At 59.2% G+C, this 15,796-nt stretch carries 16 protein-coding genes; 5 read left to right on the top strand and 11 right to left on the bottom strand.

Features of this window, described 5'->3' with window-relative positions:
- Positions 1-6 precede the first annotated feature (6 nt).
- Positions 7-906 (top strand): MurR/RpiR family transcriptional regulator, encoded by a 900-nt coding sequence (locus AC2TEL_RS02230; RefSeq protein ID WP_480901618.1) that lies wholly within the window; start codon positions 7-9, stop codon positions 904-906.
- Positions 907-952: 46 nt separating this feature from the next.
- On the opposite strand, the gene AC2TEL_RS02225 is transcribed toward AC2TEL_RS02230, so the two are convergent.
- The 5 genes from AC2TEL_RS02225 to AC2TEL_RS02205 all read right to left on the bottom strand — a co-directional run bounded on the left by AC2TEL_RS02225 (position 953) and on the right by AC2TEL_RS02205 (position 6,886).
- Entirely contained in the window at positions 953-1,744 is a 792-nt protein-coding gene (locus AC2TEL_RS02225; RefSeq protein WP_480901617.1) for an FAD binding domain-containing protein, read from the bottom strand.
- Positions 1,745-1,839: 95 nt separating this feature from the next.
- A complete protein-coding gene (locus AC2TEL_RS02220; protein WP_480901616.1) occupies positions 1,840-4,200 on the bottom strand; it encodes a xanthine dehydrogenase family protein molybdopterin-binding subunit in 2,361 nt (786 codons plus the stop codon).
- 80 nt (positions 4,201-4,280) lie between these two features.
- Positions 4,281-4,766 (bottom strand): (2Fe-2S)-binding protein, encoded by a 486-nt coding sequence (locus tag AC2TEL_RS02215; RefSeq protein WP_480839424.1) that lies wholly within the window; start codon positions 4,764-4,766, stop codon positions 4,281-4,283.
- A gap of 153 nt (positions 4,767-4,919) precedes the next feature.
- Positions 4,920-5,921 (bottom strand): molybdopterin-binding protein, encoded by a 1,002-nt coding sequence (locus tag AC2TEL_RS02210; protein ID WP_480901615.1) that lies wholly within the window; start codon positions 5,919-5,921, stop codon positions 4,920-4,922.
- A complete protein-coding gene (locus AC2TEL_RS02205) occupies positions 5,918-6,886 on the bottom strand; it encodes an XdhC family protein (RefSeq protein WP_480839420.1) in 969 nt (322 codons plus the stop codon). Before AC2TEL_RS02205 ends, AC2TEL_RS02210 begins: the two co-directional genes overlap by 4 nt.
- Before the next feature lie 206 nt (positions 6,887-7,092).
- Between AC2TEL_RS02205 and AC2TEL_RS02200 the strand changes: the two genes are divergently transcribed.
- A complete protein-coding gene (locus AC2TEL_RS02200; RefSeq protein ID WP_480901614.1) occupies positions 7,093-7,593 on the top strand; it encodes a hypothetical protein in 501 nt (166 codons plus the stop codon).
- 3 nt (positions 7,594-7,596) lie between these two features.
- On the opposite strand, the gene AC2TEL_RS02195 is transcribed toward AC2TEL_RS02200, so the two are convergent.
- Together AC2TEL_RS02195 and AC2TEL_RS02190 are read right to left on the bottom strand one after the other, a co-directional pair.
- Positions 7,597-8,853 carry a vWA domain-containing protein gene (locus AC2TEL_RS02195; RefSeq protein ID WP_480901613.1) on the bottom strand — a complete coding sequence of 419 codons (1,257 nt, stop codon included), beginning with the start codon at positions 8,851-8,853 and terminating at the stop codon, positions 7,597-7,599.
- 58 nt (positions 8,854-8,911) lie between these two features.
- Positions 8,912-9,820: an AAA family ATPase gene (locus AC2TEL_RS02190; RefSeq protein ID WP_480901611.1), complete on the bottom strand. Its 909-nt coding sequence runs from the start codon at positions 9,818-9,820 to the stop codon at positions 8,912-8,914.
- Between the two features lie 153 nt (positions 9,821-9,973).
- Between AC2TEL_RS02190 and pyrC the strand changes: the two genes are divergently transcribed.
- On the top strand, positions 9,974-11,011 hold the full coding sequence (gene pyrC / locus AC2TEL_RS02185; protein WP_480839412.1) for a dihydroorotase: 1,038 nt from the start codon (positions 9,974-9,976) through the stop codon (positions 11,009-11,011).
- Here the strand turns inward: pyrC and AC2TEL_RS02180 are convergent.
- Together AC2TEL_RS02180 and AC2TEL_RS02175 are read right to left on the bottom strand one after the other, a co-directional pair.
- Positions 11,008-12,303, bottom strand: a complete 1,296-nt coding sequence (locus tag AC2TEL_RS02180; protein ID WP_480901610.1) for an MmgE/PrpD family protein — start codon at positions 12,301-12,303, stop codon at positions 11,008-11,010. The two genes, pyrC and AC2TEL_RS02180, sit on opposite strands and share 4 nt — an antisense overlap.
- A gap of 38 nt (positions 12,304-12,341) precedes the next feature.
- The gene (locus AC2TEL_RS02175; protein ID WP_480839408.1) at positions 12,342-12,785 is read right to left on the bottom strand and encodes a type II toxin-antitoxin system RatA family toxin; all 444 of its coding nucleotides are present in this window, start codon (positions 12,783-12,785) and stop codon (positions 12,342-12,344) included.
- A 73-nt stretch (positions 12,786-12,858) separates the two neighbouring features.
- Between AC2TEL_RS02175 and hpt the strand changes: the two genes are divergently transcribed.
- Together hpt and AC2TEL_RS02165 are read left to right on the top strand one after the other, a co-directional pair.
- Positions 12,859-13,401: a hypoxanthine phosphoribosyltransferase gene (gene hpt / locus AC2TEL_RS02170; RefSeq protein ID WP_480839406.1), complete on the top strand. Its 543-nt coding sequence runs from the start codon at positions 12,859-12,861 to the stop codon at positions 13,399-13,401.
- Positions 13,402-13,406: 5 nt separating this feature from the next.
- Complete coding sequence (locus AC2TEL_RS02165) at positions 13,407-13,580, top strand: hypothetical protein (RefSeq protein ID WP_480839404.1); 174 nt, start codon at positions 13,407-13,409, stop codon at positions 13,578-13,580.
- Here the strand turns inward: AC2TEL_RS02165 and AC2TEL_RS02160 are convergent.
- Complete coding sequence (locus AC2TEL_RS02160) at positions 13,570-14,721, bottom strand: amidohydrolase (protein WP_480901608.1); 1,152 nt, start codon at positions 14,719-14,721, stop codon at positions 13,570-13,572. The genes AC2TEL_RS02165 and AC2TEL_RS02160 overlap by 11 nt on opposite strands.
- Entirely contained in the window at positions 14,718-15,668 is a 951-nt protein-coding gene (gene lipA, locus AC2TEL_RS02155; RefSeq protein ID WP_480839400.1) for a lipoyl synthase, read from the bottom strand. The genes AC2TEL_RS02160 and lipA overlap by 4 nt, the downstream gene beginning before the upstream one ends.
- Positions 15,669-15,796: the final 128 nt, after the last annotated feature.

Raw genomic sequence — 15,796 nt, 5'->3', positions numbered from 1 at the left:
TCTCTCATGCAACACTCATCGTCTCATCTGATCAACCGACTGCGCCGCGATATTGAGGTTTTGCCAAAACAGATGCAGCTAGCAGCCAAATACGTCATCGACCACTCGGCTGATTTCGGCCTGAACCCGATCCGCACAACCGCCGAACGGATCGGCGTCAGTTCAAACGTTCTGATCCGCCTTGCGCAACGCTTGGGATATGACAGCTTCGAGGAATTCCGGCGCCCCTTCCGCCAAACCCTAGTGACCGATCGCGAAGACAGGATGGGTCACGATTGGCTGGAAAGGATGAGCAAAGGCGATGCCTTCAGCGCTGCACAAGCCGGGTTTGCCCGGAATGAACTGAACGTTGTTTCGCGTTCCCTGCGCTTGATGGACCCTCGCTTGGCCGAACTTGCAGTCAAACACATGGTCTCGGCCCAGCGGTGCTTTGTAACGGCGACACGTGCCAGCTATGCCTTGGCCTACTATTTCCATTACGCAGGTCGCATGGCGCATCCCGGTTTTCAATTGGTGCCGCGCCACATGGGGTCGGCTATCGATGATCTGATCGAGAGTAGCGTAGAAGACTGCCTGTTTGCCATAACCGTACAACCATACTCCGCCGATACGATCCAGGCCATGCGCTTTGCCCGCGAGCGCGGACTGCGCATTGTCCTTTTGTCGGACAGTGACGTAATCGCACCGGGTGTTGCGCCAGATGTCACGTTGCCCGTCAGCACGCGAACCTTGCACCAATTCTCAAGCTTCTCGGGCGCGATGGCCGTTTTGGAATGCCTGCTTGGGCATCTCTTTTCTGAGGGGGGTGACGCAGCACGCCAGCGGGTCGATCAATACCAGAAGGTTCGGGAAGATACCGGTGCCTACTGGCGGCCATCGACCCTGCCCAAGCTGCGAAAAAAATAGAAAAGACCGCGATTTATGTCACGGTCCTTCCATTGATTTTTACGGCTTACAGGCAGGCTTCCACCGCTCGCCTGGTCATGACACCCACAAGATGCGCCCGGTATTCCTTGCTGCCATGGAGATCGGCAATCATGTTCATCGGATTGACCCTGAGATCCATCAATGCATCTGTGCGGAACTCCTTGTTCAGCGCTTCCTCGGCCTCGCTCCAGCGAAAGACACCGTCCTCACTGGCGCCGGTAACGGCCACACGGACCCCGTCGGCGAACCGGGCCAGAAACACACCGACCAGCGCAAATCGCGAAGCCGGTTGCAGAAATTTCTGGTAGTTGGCCGCCTGGGGCACCGGAAAGCGGACCGAGGTTATGACCTCACCCTCGTCCAGAGCAGTTGTGAACATGCCCTGAAAGAAGTCGTCCGCTGCGATTTGACGCGCGTTGGTGATGACCGTTGCACCAGACCCCAAAACGCCTGCCGGATAACAGGCGGCGGGATCGTTGTTGGCAACCGAACCGCCAATTGTGCCGCGATTGCGAACCGCAGGGTCGCCGATCTGCCCGGCCAGAGCCGCCAGCGCGGGATAACTGCTGGCTGCCTCAGCTGCCACAGTGGCATGGGTCGTGGCCCCGCCAATGGCGACCGAGCCATCATCCTCAATGCAAACGCCCTGCATCTCGGCAATTCCACTCACCGACACCAGCTTTGGCGGCGCTGCCAGGCGCTGCTTCAGCGTCGGGATCAGAGTCTGTCCGCCGCCCAATACCTGCGCATCCTCTGCCCCCAACGCGGCAACCGCGTCGGCGATGGTCGAGGGTTTCTCAAACTCGAAACTGTACATTTCGCTTATCCTTTCCGAAAGACGCGGATCCGCCCTTCATCTGGCTAAAAATATCCCGGGGGTCCGGGGGCTGGCCCCCGGTCCGCCCTCTCCACTCAACCATGCATCGCTGCCCAGACGCGCGACGGGCTCACCGGCATGTCGATATGATCCACTGCCTTGCCGGCCGAATTCAGCGCATCCAGCACCGCATTGACCACGGCAGGCGGAGAGCCAATCGCACCGGCCTCACCACAGCCCTTCACGCCCAACGGGTTGTGCGTGCAGGGTGTCTGGCTGGAATGGTCGACACCATAGAACGGCACATCGTCCGCACGCGGCATCGCGTAATCCATGAAGGATGCGCTCAACAGCTGACCGTTTTCGTCATAGGCGCAGTTTTCCAGCAGCGCCTGCCCAATCCCCTGACCGATGCCGCCATGGACCTGACCGTCCACGATCATCGGGTTGACGATGTTGCCAAAGTCATCCGCAGCGGTGAAAGCCTCGATGCTTACCTGTCCGGTTTCAGGGTCGACCTCGACCTCACAGGCATACGCACCTGCCGGAAAGGTGAAGTTGGCCGGGTCGTAGAATGCGGTCTCCTCCAGGCCGGGTTCCACTTCCAGCGGATAGTTGTGCGGCACGTAGGCCGTCAGGGTCACATCGCCCCAAGCCACCGATTTATCAGTGCCCGCGACAGTGAACTGGCCATCCTTCAGCTCTATGTCCGCCTCGGAAGCTTCCAACAGATGCGCCGCGATCCGTTTGGCCTTCTCGATCACCTTCTCGGTCGCCTTGACCATGGCCGAGCCACAAACGGCCAGTGAGCGAGAGCCATAGGTGCCCATACCGAACGGGATCTTCGAGGTGTCACCATGCACAATCTCGACCATCGATTCATCGATGCCGATCATGTCGGCCACAACCTGCGGGAAGGCGGTCTCGTGCCCTTGCCCATGGCTGTGCGCACCCACCATCACGCTGATCGAGCCCGTGGCGTTCACCCGCACCGTTGCCGCATCATAAAGACCCGCGCGAGCCCCCAGCATACCCACGATGTTCGAGGGCGCGATACCGCAAGCCTCGATATAGCAGTTGATGCCAAGACCGCGCAGCTTGCCGTTGGCCTCGCTTGCCGCACGCCGCGCGGCAAAGCCAGCAATGTCGGCAGCGGCCTCGAGCTTGTCCATCGTACCGTGATAGTTGCCGGTGTCGTAGGTCAGCGCCACAGGTGTGTCATACGGGAACTCGGTGATGAAGTTCTGACGGCGCAGCGCAATCGGATCGACACCCAGTTCGCGCGCGGCCTTGTCAATCACACGCTCCAACTGGAACGTCGCCTCGGGGCGGCCCGCGCCGCGATAGGCGTCCACCGGCACCGTATTGGTGAACATCGCTTTCACATTCACCTGAATGACCGGCGTCTTGTAATTGCCCGCCATCAAAGTTCCGTGCAGCCAGGTCGGAACCGAGCTGGAGAAGGTCGAAAGATACGCGCCCAGGTTTGCATAAGTATCGGTGCGCAACCCTATGAAGTTATTATCGGAATCCAACGCCAGCTCAATTCTGCTGACATGGTCGCGACCCTGCGCATCCGACATGAACGCCTCGGACCGGCTGGCGGTCCATTTGACCGGACGGTTGCAGGCCTTGGCGGCGAAGGTACAGAATGCCTCTTCGGCATAGTGGAAGATCTTGGTGCCAAAGCCACCGCCCACATCCGGGGCCACCACACGCACCTTGTGCTCGGGCAAGCCCAGAACAAAGGCGCACATCAGCAGGCGTATCACATGCGGATTCTGTGACGTGGTGTAGAGCGTATACTCATCCGTGCCGCGGTTGTGCTCGGCCACGGCGACCCGCGGCTCCATCGGGTTGGCGACCAGGCGGTTGTTAACAAGATCCAAAGTGGTCACATGGGCTGCATTGGCAAAGACCTCATTGACCTTTGCGTCATCAGCCTCGCCCAGCTGCCAGTCATAACAGATGTTGTTCTTCAGATCGTCATGAACCAGTGTCGCGCCGTCCTGCGCGGCCGCTTTCATATCAAGAACCGGTGTCAGTTCTTCGATATCCACGTCGATCGCTTCAGCCGCGTCATGGGCTTGCTCCAGACTGTCGGCGACAACGGCAGCAATCGGGTCACCCACATGGCGGACCTTGCCTTGCGCCAGAATCGGGTGCGGCGGCTCCTGCATCGGCGCGCCGTGCTTGTCGGTCACTTCCCAGCCGCAGGGCATCCCACCCACGCCTTCGAAATCCTTGCCGGTGAATACCTTGACCACGCCGGGCATACCCTCGGCTGCCGAAGTGTCTACGGATTTGATCCGACCATGCGCTATGTCGGACCGCAGGAAATGTACGTAAGCCTGACCACGTACGTTAATGTCGTCGGTGTAATTGCCCGCTCCGGTTAGAAAGCGTACGTCCTCGCGCCGCTTGGAACTGGCTCCGATGCCACTGTCTTTGGGCATTGCTTGTTCTCCTCCCATAAACGGGTGCGACTGCGCACCCTCACTTGTCCACGGGCGTATTCCTCACGCCCGCAGTGGCATCATTCGGCAGCGATGCGGCTCACGTCCTGACCGGATGCGGCCATGATCGCCTTGACGATGTTGTGGTAGCCGGTGCAACGGCACAGGTTGCCCTCAAGATACTTGCGGATCTCGGCCTCGGTCGGCCGCGGGTTGTCCTTGAGCAGCGCCGCCGCGCTCATCACCATGCCCGGCGTACAGAAACCGCATTGCAGGCCGTGATGATCCTGAAATGCCTGCTGGATGACGTTCAGAGAGCCGTCGGCATTCGCCTGACCTTCAATCGTGCCAACCTCTGCACCTTCTGCCTCAAGCGCAAGCATATTGCACGATTTCACGGCCTCACCGTTCACATGCACCACGCAGGCGCCACATTGCGCAGTGTCACAGCCCACATGTGTGCCGGTCAGCGACAGGTGATCACGCAGAAAGCTAGACAGCAATGTCCGGCCTTCGACATCACCGCTCACGGATTTTCCGTTCACGGTCATTGAGACCTGTGTCATGAGATCCTCCCAATTTTGTGTTTTTCCTTGGGCCCGAGTTAAACACGGGAGTTTTCGTTTGAGAACTAAAATTTTTCCCGAATTTTCCGCAGCTTCGCACTGCAATCCAATAATGATGAGGCATGGGTGTAAAAGGGCAAAAATGCCGTTACGTCACTTGTGCCTGGCCCCGCGTGGTTGCGGTCTGGTCGGGATTTCCTTGAGCAATCCGCCAACCCCCATTGCGGCAATGTCCGCGCCCGTTGTTTCGATCCCACACGCCACCCGGGACAGCACCCAGTCAGCCCCGTTCAGCGCTGGAGAGCGCGCACACCCCGGCAACCCAATAACAGGACGATCATCCAAAGCCCCCAAAAACAACAGGTTACCGGGATCGACGGGCATACCGAACCGGTCGACGATGCCCCCGGCTGCCCGGACGGCACCGGGCGCCACGTCGTTCTCGTCAGACGTTGCCGAGCCGGTCAGGATCATCACGACCTCTCCGCCGACTTGCGATACGGCAGTCGAAAGTGCGTTCAAGGTATGTGGAACGATCTCCAAATCTGTGAGTTCCATACCAAGCGCCTCGACCCGCCCCCGGATCGATGCGATGCCTTTTTCGTTGGATGGACCGCCCGGAATATCCGTCACGATCAGGCCCGCCGTTCTGTGCACCGGAACAGCCATACGAATGGCCCCTTGTGCCAGCCGGGCAGCGTGCAAAACGTCTGCACCGGGTACAGCGTACGAGATGACCTTGATCGTGGCCACCATGCCGCCGCTGTTCATCTGCTGATACTGAGGGACGGTGGCAACCGTGATCATCGGATTGACCAGATTGAACCGTTCCAGTGCTTGCGTATCCAGCACGGCAATACCCGGTCCCTCTGCCAGCAAATTTACACGCCCGGTAAAGGCCTCGGTCGCCCGCAGGTTCGCTTGTTTCGGGTCCGGCACAAGCGCCTCTGCCAGCATTCGCGCGGCATCATTCTCGTGGCAATCTCCGGGCTCCAGCCGGGCAACGGTCACGTCTGTTTGACCCGCCTCCTGCAATAGCGTGACGTGCTGAGGGGTCAGCGTAATCCCCTTGCGCAGTTTGCGATCCCCTGCCTTGACCGAATGCGCCAGAATGGCGCCAGCGGCATCAGACACCGGAACAGGGCCGAACTTCACGCCTTGCCCCGAAGAACGGCTGTCATCTGCGCCAGAATGGCCACGGCGATCTCGGCAGGGTCGGCTGCACCAATGTCCAGACCAATGGGACCGTGTATCCTGGCGATCTGATCGGCTGTGAAACCGGCCTGCGTCATGCGATCAACCCGTTTGGCGTGAGTACGGGTCGAACCCAAAGCGCCGATGTAAAACACTCCGGCCTGCAATGCGGCCTCCAGTGCCGGATCGTCCAGTTTCGGATCATGGGTCAGCAAAACAAGCGCCGTGCGGGCATCCAGTCCCAGCTTTGCCACCGCCTCGTCCGGCCAGTCGGTCAGTATCTTTTCCCCCGGAAAACGGGCGCTTGAGGCAAAAGCTTCACGTGGGTCGACTATCGACGGATCATACCCAGCAATCCGCGCCATGGGTACAAGGGCTTGCGCGATGTGAACCGCGCCGACCACAATCAACCGCAAGGGCGGATTGTGCACAGCGACAAATGTCTGGCCGTCCGGTTCGAACCCGGATCGGTCCATCCTCAACCGCTCGGCATATGCGTTGCGGCGCAATGCGCGATGACCCGTCTCGACATTGACTTCGTATGCCAGCGGTTCACGATTGGTCCGGGCCGATACCAGATCGGCCAACATCGCCTCGGGCAACACGGAACCGATCGGTTCGACCAGAACTCTGATCGTACCGCCACAGGCCAGTCCTACGGCAAATGCATCTTCGTCACTGACCCCGAATTCCAGCAGGCGCGCCTCGCCCTCTTCTATGGCTTCCAACGCTTCGACAATCACGGCGCCTTCAACGCAACCGCCAGAGACCGACCCCTCGATCCGCCCGTCTGCGCCGATCACCAACTGCGATCCAACGCGACGCGGAGCGCTGCCCCATGTCTCGACAACCGTTGCAAGGGCCGCACCTTTGCCGGCGCGATACCAGTTCAGGGCGGTTTCCGGGCTGTTGTCGAATCGTTCCATGGCGACCTCCGGTCAGTTCCCGTTCCAACATAGGGAGCTTTGGCATAATGAAAAGCATGATGAGCGTTCAATTTCCGGCGCTAACAAGCCGATTTTCCGATCATATTCGCAAATTGTTGATTGTCCTTCCGACAGGTTCTAGCGTGCAGACACATCGGGGCCGGACCCTGATGCGCCCCTGCACATTTCACACAGGAGACAAAGAGTTGAAACGCATTCTTACACTGGGAACCGCCGTCGGCTTGCTGGCTGCGACAGCTGGTTGGGCTGACACATTTCTGAAGTATGGAGAGGTTGAGGGTTGGAAAGTCTTTATTGATCAGGACAAGAAATCCTGCCTGATCGAAGCGGTAGATGATGCCGAAAACGTCGTCCAGATGGGGCTGACGGAAGATCGCGGCGTCGGCTATGTGGGCGTTTTCACCAAAGCCAAGACCGATATCAAACGCGGTGAAAAGGAAGCCGTCGCCATCCTATTGGGTGACAACATCTATGTCGGCGAAGCCACTGGAATGAAGGGGAATATTACCAAGGGTTACTCGGGCGGCTATGTCCTGTCGGACGATCCCCAGTTCGCTGACGACATCGCCAAGAAGAAAGTCATGATCGTGTTCCCCGAAAAAGAGTTCGCGTTTACCGTTGATCTGACCGGCACGTACAAGGCCATGGAAATGGCCCGCAAGTGCAACGAAGAGCAGTTGTCATAACAGTTAATCGGAAAGCGTGGCCATCAGCCGCGCTTTCTGCCCCTGATCGTCGGTTCGAGAGATTACAGCGGCCAGATCCTCGAGCGACGCAATTGAATGCCCGGCCCGGAAGCTGTCGACATGAGGCAACATGGTCGCCACACCTTGGGCCTTGGGCGCAAACCCGTCCCATCGCAGCAGCGGGTTCAACCAGATCAGGCGCCGCGACGACAGGTGCAGGCGCTCGATCTCTTTTTCAAGCAAGTTCGGATCGCCACGTTCCAGCCCATCGGTGATCAGAAGCACCACCGCTCCCTGCCCCATGACACGCCTTGACCAGTCGCGATTGAACTGGTGCAGGCACTCGCCGATCCGCGTACCGCCTTCCCAGTCTTGCGCTTCTGAACCTGCCGCAGCCAGGGCGGCATCAACGTCCCGTTGATGCAGATGACGCGTGATATTGGTCAGACGGGTGCCAAAGGTAAAAGCATGCACCCTGGCCCAGCCAGCCCCTTTTGCGTTCGAGACCGTGTGCAGAAAGTGCAGAATGATCCGACTGTACTGGCTCATCGACCCTGAAATATCGCAGAGCGCCACCAGATTGGGCCAGCGTGGCTTGGGTTGAAGACGGGCGATGTCCCGCAATTCTCCGCCTTGACGCATGGCGGCACGCAGGGTTCGGGCCCGGTCGATACGATGACCCAGATGGCTGGCCTGTCCCCGGCGCGACTCGATGGGTTTCACGGGAAGGGTCAAACGCGCGAGCACCCGTTTGGCCTGAGCAATCTCGGACGTGCTCATCTGTTCGAAATCGAGGCTGCGCAGGCGTTCCTCAGAGGACGCGGTCTGTGTCGCGTCGATTTCGATTTCGCTTTCTGCTTCCTGCCCGACCGCTTCCGGCAGATCGCGCTCGACCCCGTCCAGCAGTGCTTCTGCCGCTCGTTTTTCTGCTGCGTCCGCTTTGCGCTCTTCCTGCACGCCCCGAATGGCGGGCAACATCATGGACATCATGTGTTCCAGATAGCGCGGATCTCGCCAGTAGAGACGGAAGACCTGCCCAAAGACAGTGCGATGTTCCGGTCGGCTCACGAAGCAGGCGTGAAGTGTCCAGTAGAAATCGCGCTTTTCGGTGAAACCCGCAGCCTGAACGGCGCGGATGGCGTCGACTACGCGACCCGTACCGATAGGCAGCCCCGCCTTTCGCAGCGCTCGCGCGAAATGTGTGATGTTTTGCACCAGCCGGGGGTTGTCGGGGATATCCATCGGAAGCTGTTCGGACATCAGAATTCATGGGGGCGCTGCCCCCATACCCCCGGAGTATTTGGGAAAAGATGAAGCATCACGCAGGTTCGAGATCGGCCTTGGCCTGATCGAGGATTCGTTTCGCCTCGGATCCCTGCAATTTCTGGATATCGTCCTGGTACTTCAGAATTGCGCCCAGCGTGTCGCCGATCACCTCGGGGCTTAGATTGATGACATCCAGCGCCAACAGGCATTTAGCCCAGTCGATCGTCTCGGCGACACCCGGTTTCTTGAACAGGTCTTCGGTTCGCAGGCGTTGAACAAAGGCCACGACTTCCCGGCTAAGTGCCTCGGCGGCCTCGGGCGCGCGGGCGTGCAGAATTTCGATTTCCCGGTCGAAATCGGGATAGTCGACCCAGTGATACAGGCAGCGCCGCTTCAAGGCATCGTGCACTTCGCGCGTGCGGTTCGAGGTGACGATCACGACGGGAGGTTCAGGTGCCTTTACGGTGCCGAGTTCGGGGATAGTGACCTGAAAATCGCTGAGCGCCTCGAGAAGGAAGGCCTCGAAGGGTTCGTCGGTCCGGTCCAGTTCGTCGATCAACAGCACGGGGGCACCGTTTCCATCCGGACGCATGGCTTGCAGCAGCGGACGCTCGATCAGGTAGTTGTCTGAAAAGAGCTCGGTCTGCAAAGCACCTCGGTCAGCCCCGCCCGAGGCTTCGGCAGTGCGGATGGCCACCATTTGCGCCGGAAAGTTCCATTCATACACCGCCGAAGACGCATCCAGGCCTTCATAGCATTGCAACCGGATAAGACGCCGCCTCAACCCTGCAGCGAGGGCTTTGGCAATTTCCGTCTTGCCCACACCTGCCTCACCTTCAAGAAATAGAGGGCGGCCCAATTTCAGTGACAGAAACACAACCGTGGCCAGCGCCCGGCCGCAGACATAACCCTGGGCCCCGAGCATTTGCTGAACGGCATCAATGGAATTCGGTTGCGTCATGTTCAATCTCTCCCTCGCCACAACAGGTCATGGCAACGGGCGCGCGTCAAGACCATGATCTTTGGCGGATTTACGACGATCCCCGGCCTTGGCAAGGGTCTTTCCCCGATTGAGGGCCTTTCACCGTCAGGGCGGTTGTGCTAGCGGGATCGCATGACCGATACCCTCACGATCCGCCGCCCCGACGACTGGCATCTGCATCTGCGCGATGGCGCGATGTTGCAGGCCGTCCTGCCTGAAACCGCGCGCCACTTTGCCCGCGCGATCATCATGCCGAACCTCGTTCCACCTGTTGTCCGAGGCGATCAGGCCGCCGCGTATCGTGACCGCATCATCGCCGCCCTGCCTGATGGCATGACGTTCGAGCCTTTGATGACCCTGTATCTGACCGAAGATTCCGACGCTGAAGATGTCGCAGCGGCCCACGCAAGCGGTCTGGTCAAGGCGGTAAAGCTCTACCCAGCCGGGGCGACGACCAACTCGGCTTCGGGTGTGCGCGATTTCGACAAGGTGCGCCCGGTTCTGGAAAAGATGGCGGAGATCGGCCTGCCCCTTTGCGTGCATGGCGAGGTCACCGATGCCGAGATCGACATCTTTGACCGCGAGGCCGTGTTCATCGACCGCGTTCTGGACCCGATCCGCAAGGCCACACCCGGCTTGCGTGTGGTCATGGAGCATATCACCACGTCAAACGGCGTCGATTACGTCAAAGCCAACGACGCCGATCTGGGTGCGACGATCACCGCACACCATCTGATCATCAACCGCAACCACATCCTCGTTGGCGGGATCAAGCCGCATTACTACTGCCTGCCGGTCGCCAAGCGCGAAGAACACAGGCTGGCGCTGCTGACAGCCGCAACCTCGGGCGACGCGCGCTATTTCCTGGGAACTGACAGCGCGCCGCATACGGATGCGAACAAGGAAATGGCCTGTGGCTGCGCTGGCTGCTTTACCGCGACCAACACCATGTCGCTGGTGGCCGAGATGTTCGAGCGTGAGGGCGCGATGGACAAGCTGGAAGGATTTACCTCACTAAACGGTCCCGGATTCTATGGACTGCCGGTAAACGAAGAGACGATCACACTGACCAAGGGCGAACCGGTCGAGTACCCGACCAAGATCGACACTGGCGACGGGCCTGTCACGGTATTCGATCCTGGCTTTCCGTTGCACTGGCGCGTGGTCTAGCTGCCCATCCTGTCGGCCAATTCCGCTGCGCGCCCCCCAGTACGCAGCATTGACCAGACGGCATCGGCCCCGTCAGCTCCGATCAGCTTCAAGGCTTTTTCCCGAACCCGATCCTCGCGGTCGGCCAGGGACATTGGCGCAAGCAAATCATGCGTGACTTCGCGCCGCGCACCGTCACGACGCAACAGCGACACGTGCGCCTGAGTTTCGGACAGGCTTCCATCTTCTTCGACGGTTATCCTGTCTCGCAGCGACTGCAAGCGCGGGTTCGCGCAGACATCATCCGAGTAACTGTCGGGCAGAGCTGTGTCGTAGCCCAACGCCAGCATCGCGATTACGGTGCGGTACGAGAATTTCGCGCCCAGCCCCGTCGTCGGGTCCAACTGATTGCACACACTCATCCAGCGAGGATGCGTTTTGACCTTTATTTCAGCCACTTCCGGCTCGGCGATATCCAAATCCCGCGCGGCCTCCAGCGCGGCGTGCAGGCCATGACAGCAAGCGTGAAACTTGTGGCTGACGGATTCGAACAACCACTCGTCGCCCAGACCGTCGAGGGCACTGCCGGTATCCTCTGCACCCAGATGCGTCGCGCCAAACCCAAAAGGGCCTTCGATGGCGTCCGCATTCGGTTCGAACCCGCCACTGATCAGCAAAGCAGCCTCGATCCCGCTCGAAGCCGCAAGCCCGGCATTGTAGGGTTTGCCCATAGTACCGAATTGTGCCTTTTGCCCAGCCGCACGAGTGGCTGTCAAACCCATCACTTGCCGCATCTGCGCGGTATCAAACCCCATGATGCGCCCAGCCGCAACCGCCGCGCCAAAGGCTCCGGCCGTGGCCGTCTGGTGAAACCCGGCCTGATAGTGTCCGCGTCCCAGCCAGAGACCCATGCGAATCGATAACTCCATCCCGACCAAAGCGGCCTCGAGCAATTCAACAATCGGCTTGTCTTCCCAGGCAGCCACGGCAAGCGCGGCTGGGAAAATGGCGACAGACGGATGGCCGATATGGGCGAAATGCGTGTCGTCGTAATCAAGCGCGTGGGAAATGGTTCCATTGACCAGAGCAGCGGCCCGCAACGGCGCAGCGCCGCCGCCAAACAGCCTGGCCTGCGCCGAACCTCCCTCGGCCAGAATCATGTCTCGTATGATCCGTGACACGGGTTCTCCGGCGCCCGCACATCCAACTGCCAGCCAGTCCAAAGCAGATAACGACGTGACAACACGCGTCTGCAAAGTTGTGGAAACGGGTCCGGCGGCGAATTCAGCGAGTTTAGATGTCAGGCCAGTCATGGCGCGCAGTCTAGCGCGCGCGTCGTGGCCGTAAAGCCTTAGCCGTACAACTCTGCCGCGCGCTGCTCGAATGCGCGTACAATGCGGTGCATAGCTTCGTTGAACACAACACCAATAATGCCCTGTAACACCGCGTTCTTGAACTCGAAATCCACATGGAAGGACACGTTGCACCCGTGATCGGTGTCTTCGAATTGCCAATCGGAGCGCATAAACTTGAACGGCCCGTCAAGGTATTCTGTATCGATCTTCTTTTGGGCTTCAAACAATGTCACGCGGCTGCCAAATCGTTCCCGGAAGACCTTGAAAGAGATGACCAAATCGGCCTCCAGAACCTGCCCGTCGCCAACGGCATAGGTACGGCGGATACGGGCAGCGGCGCACCAAGGCAGGAATTCCGGGTATTTGGCCACATCGGCGACCAGATCGTACATCTGCTTGGCGGTGTATGGCAGGGAACGGGTTTCGGAATGGGTGGGCATGGCTACCGGGTATTTACAGGTGACAATGGCGCGTCATGTCGTATGTTGCGCGCCAAAGATCAAGGGGGCAGAAATGAGCGACCGCGCATATGTGATAGATGAGATGATCTCGGCCAAGGCCATCGCGGCGCGAATTGAAGAACTGTGTCGCGAGATCACGGCAGAATTCGGCGGTACAGACAAGCTTGTGGTCGTTGGCCTATTGCGGGGCAGTTTCGTGTTTATCGCTGATCTGGTGCGGGAACTGGACCTGCCGATCGAGGTGGATTTCCTCGAGGCATCCTCTTATGGCGACTCGATGGAGAGCAGTCGGGAAGTGCGTATTCTCAAAGACTTACGCGGCGCAATTGAAGGCCGGGATGTGCTGGTGGTCGAGGATATCGTCGACACCGGTCACACGCTGAATCACGTGACAAAGCTGCTGCAAAGCCGCAAACCCAAGCGGTTGAAGTCGATCGCCCTGCTGGACAAACCCAGCCGTCGTGAGGTCGATTTTCGCTCTGACTGGATCGGATTCGAGATCCCGGACGAATTTGTCGTCGGATATGGCATCGACTATGCGCAACGGAACCGCAACTTGCCGTTCATTGGCAAGGTACGGTTTGTAGAGGACTGACGCCGATGAGCCTGCGTCACTTTCTTCGCATGTCGAAATGGGCGCGCAACCCGCCTTCGGATCGGCGGGTGAAGATGGTTCTTGCCGTGATCCTGATCTGCCTGCTGGTATTTGGGATCGAATACATGGGCTGGTGGCCGGATTGGGCAGGAAGTCAGCCCGGCAAGCTCAGACCTTGAAACCCAGAACCTTGTCGATTGCTGCAAGGAAAATTTCACTGCCTATCGGGATCAGTGCATCTGGAAAGTCATAATCAGGATTGTGCAGTTGCGGATGATCCCGACCTGCCCCAAGCCAGAACATCGCGCACTTGGCGCCCTTGGCGAACTGACCAAAATCCTCGGAAAAGCGTTGTGGCTCGAAAGTTGACCGGATCGGCACGTTTTGCGCCTTGCATACGTCCGACAGAATCTGAGTTGCTTCTGCATCGTTTGCACAAGCTTCGAAAACGTCCTCGTACGTGACGGCAACGGTCAACCCTTCGGTTGTGGCGACCTGCTCTACCAGGGCCTCGGCTGAATCGACCAGATCGGTCATGCGCCGATCCGAGACGGTTCGCAGCGTAACCCACAATTCGGCCTGTCCGGGTGCAACGCCGAATGTCGCAGCGCCCAAATCAGCATGTGTCACGGTGGTCAGGGCAAAGGATTGATCCAGCGCACCACCCTGCCCCAGATCAGACAACGCAGGAATAAGCGTGGCCAACGCCCCAGCCGGCGACACCCCATCCTGCGGAGCTGCTGCATGGGAGGTTTTTCCAGTCAGCACGATTTTCATACCGCGCGAGGCACAGTTTGCCGGACCTTCGCACAGCTCGACCTTCCCCAGTTCCAGGCCAGGCAGGTTGTGCAGCGAGAATACGTAGTCCGGTGCGAGCCGCGCGAACTGGGAATCCGCGCGGAAAGCAGCAGCGCCCTGCCCGGTTTCCTCTGCCGGTTGATAGATCAAAACGACGCGACCGCTTGCTGGCCGCGTTTCCCCCAGTTTAAACGCCACCCCCAAAACCATGGCCATATGCCCGTCATGGCCACACAGATGCGCCTTGCCCGGATAGCGCGAGGCGTAGGGCGCGTCAGTGATTTCCTGAATTGGCAGGCCGTCCAGTTCACATCGAATGCCGACCGTCGGGCCCGGTTGGCCACTGTCATAAACGGCCGCGACGCCGTGACCACCAATGCCGGTCAGAACCTTGTCAGGGGAACAGGTCTGCAACAGGTTGGCGATACTGGCAGCAGTGCCCCGCTCATCGCCGGACACCTCGGGCACTTCATGTAGTTCGTGGCGTATTTCGGTCAGCCAGTCCTGAAGCTCGGGGCTCACGCCTGGTTCAGCTTTTGCTGCCGCGCGTCGCGCAAACGGGCAAAGTCATCGCCCGCATGATACGATGACCGGGTCAGCGGCGTCGCCGAAACCATCAGGAACCCTTTGCCGAAAGCCGCCTTTTCATACGCCGCGAATTCCTCGGGCGTGACAAAGCGGTCAACTCGGTGGTGCTTTGGTGTCGGCTGCAAATACTGACCGATGGTCAGAAAATCGATGTCTGCGGCGCGCATGTCATCCATCACTTGCCGGACCTCTTGTTCTTCCTCGCCCAGTCCGACCATAATACCGGATTTGGTGAACATCGACGGATCCATCTCCTTCACACGCTGCAACAGTCGTAGCGAATGGAAATACCGCGCGCCGGGGCGCACCTGCGGATATAGACCCGGCACGGTTTCGAGGTTGTGGTTGAACACGTCCGGTTTTGCTTCGACCACTGTTTCGAGAACAGACGGATCGCATTTCAGGAAATCAGGTGTCAGAATCTCGATAGTCGTTTTGGGCGAGCGATGCCGCACGGCCCGGATGGTCTGGGCAAAGTGTTCGGCGCCGCCATCCTCAAGATCGTCGCGGTCTACCGAGGTAATCACTACATGGTTCAGACCCAGCTTTTCGACGGCATGAGCAACCCGGCCCGGTTCGAACGCGTCCAGCGCGTCGGGGCGGCCGGTCGCGATGTTGCAGAAGGTACAGCCGCGGGTACAAATCTCGCCCATGATCATCATGGTGGCGTGACCCTGGCTCCAACATTCGCCGACATTCGGACATCCGGCCTCTTCGCAGACCGTGACCAGACCGTTTTCACGCATGATCTTGTGCGTATCCGCGTAACCCTTGCCACCGGGTGCCTTGACACGAATCCACTTCGGTTTTTTCGGCTGATCATTGTCAGGCCGGTGCGCCTTTTCAGGATGACGTTGCTCGGGAATTTTCAGATCACGCACGGGCGGTTTTCCTGACTTCGGGTCAATTTGCTTTGTCCCTAACATAGACCGCCCTGTATCGCCAGACCAGCACTGCATGGCTGCTATGCATAACGGCTTTGCAATCGCAGCATCATGGGTCAAAATTC

Source organism: Ruegeria sp. HKCCD9138, assembly GCF_057220975.1.
Note: the sequence above shows the minus strand (reverse complement) of the source record. Positions and strands in the feature narration are given on the sequence as shown.

Coding starts and splice junctions, on each gene's coding strand:
- hpt (WP_480839406.1), top strand. CDS start 12,859: ATGAGCGACCGCGCATATGTGATAGATGAGATGATCTCGGCCAAGGCC.
- pyrC (WP_480839412.1), top strand. CDS start 9,974: ATGACCGATACCCTCACGATCCGCCGCCCCGACGACTGGCATCTGCAT.
- AC2TEL_RS02165 (WP_480839404.1), top strand. CDS start 13,407: ATGAGCCTGCGTCACTTTCTTCGCATGTCGAAATGGGCGCGCAACCCG.
- AC2TEL_RS02195 (WP_480901613.1), bottom strand. CDS start 8,853: ATGTCCGAACAGCTTCCGATGGATATCCCCGACAACCCCCGGCTGGTG.
- AC2TEL_RS02205 (WP_480839420.1), bottom strand. CDS start 6,886: ATGGAACGATTCGACAACAGCCCGGAAACCGCCCTGAACTGGTATCGC.
- AC2TEL_RS02180 (WP_480901610.1), bottom strand. CDS start 12,303: ATGACTGGCCTGACATCTAAACTCGCTGAATTCGCCGCCGGACCCGTT.
- AC2TEL_RS02175 (WP_480839408.1), bottom strand. CDS start 12,785: ATGCCCACCCATTCCGAAACCCGTTCCCTGCCATACACCGCCAAGCAG.
- AC2TEL_RS02220 (WP_480901616.1), bottom strand. CDS start 4,200: ATGCCCAAAGACAGTGGCATCGGAGCCAGTTCCAAGCGGCGCGAGGAC.
- AC2TEL_RS02225 (WP_480901617.1), bottom strand. CDS start 1,744: ATGTACAGTTTCGAGTTTGAGAAACCCTCGACCATCGCCGACGCGGTT.
- AC2TEL_RS02230 (WP_480901618.1), top strand. CDS start 7: ATGCAACACTCATCGTCTCATCTGATCAACCGACTGCGCCGCGATATT.
- AC2TEL_RS02190 (WP_480901611.1), bottom strand. CDS start 9,820: ATGACGCAACCGAATTCCATTGATGCCGTTCAGCAAATGCTCGGGGCC.
- AC2TEL_RS02215 (WP_480839424.1), bottom strand. CDS start 4,766: ATGACACAGGTCTCAATGACCGTGAACGGAAAATCCGTGAGCGGTGAT.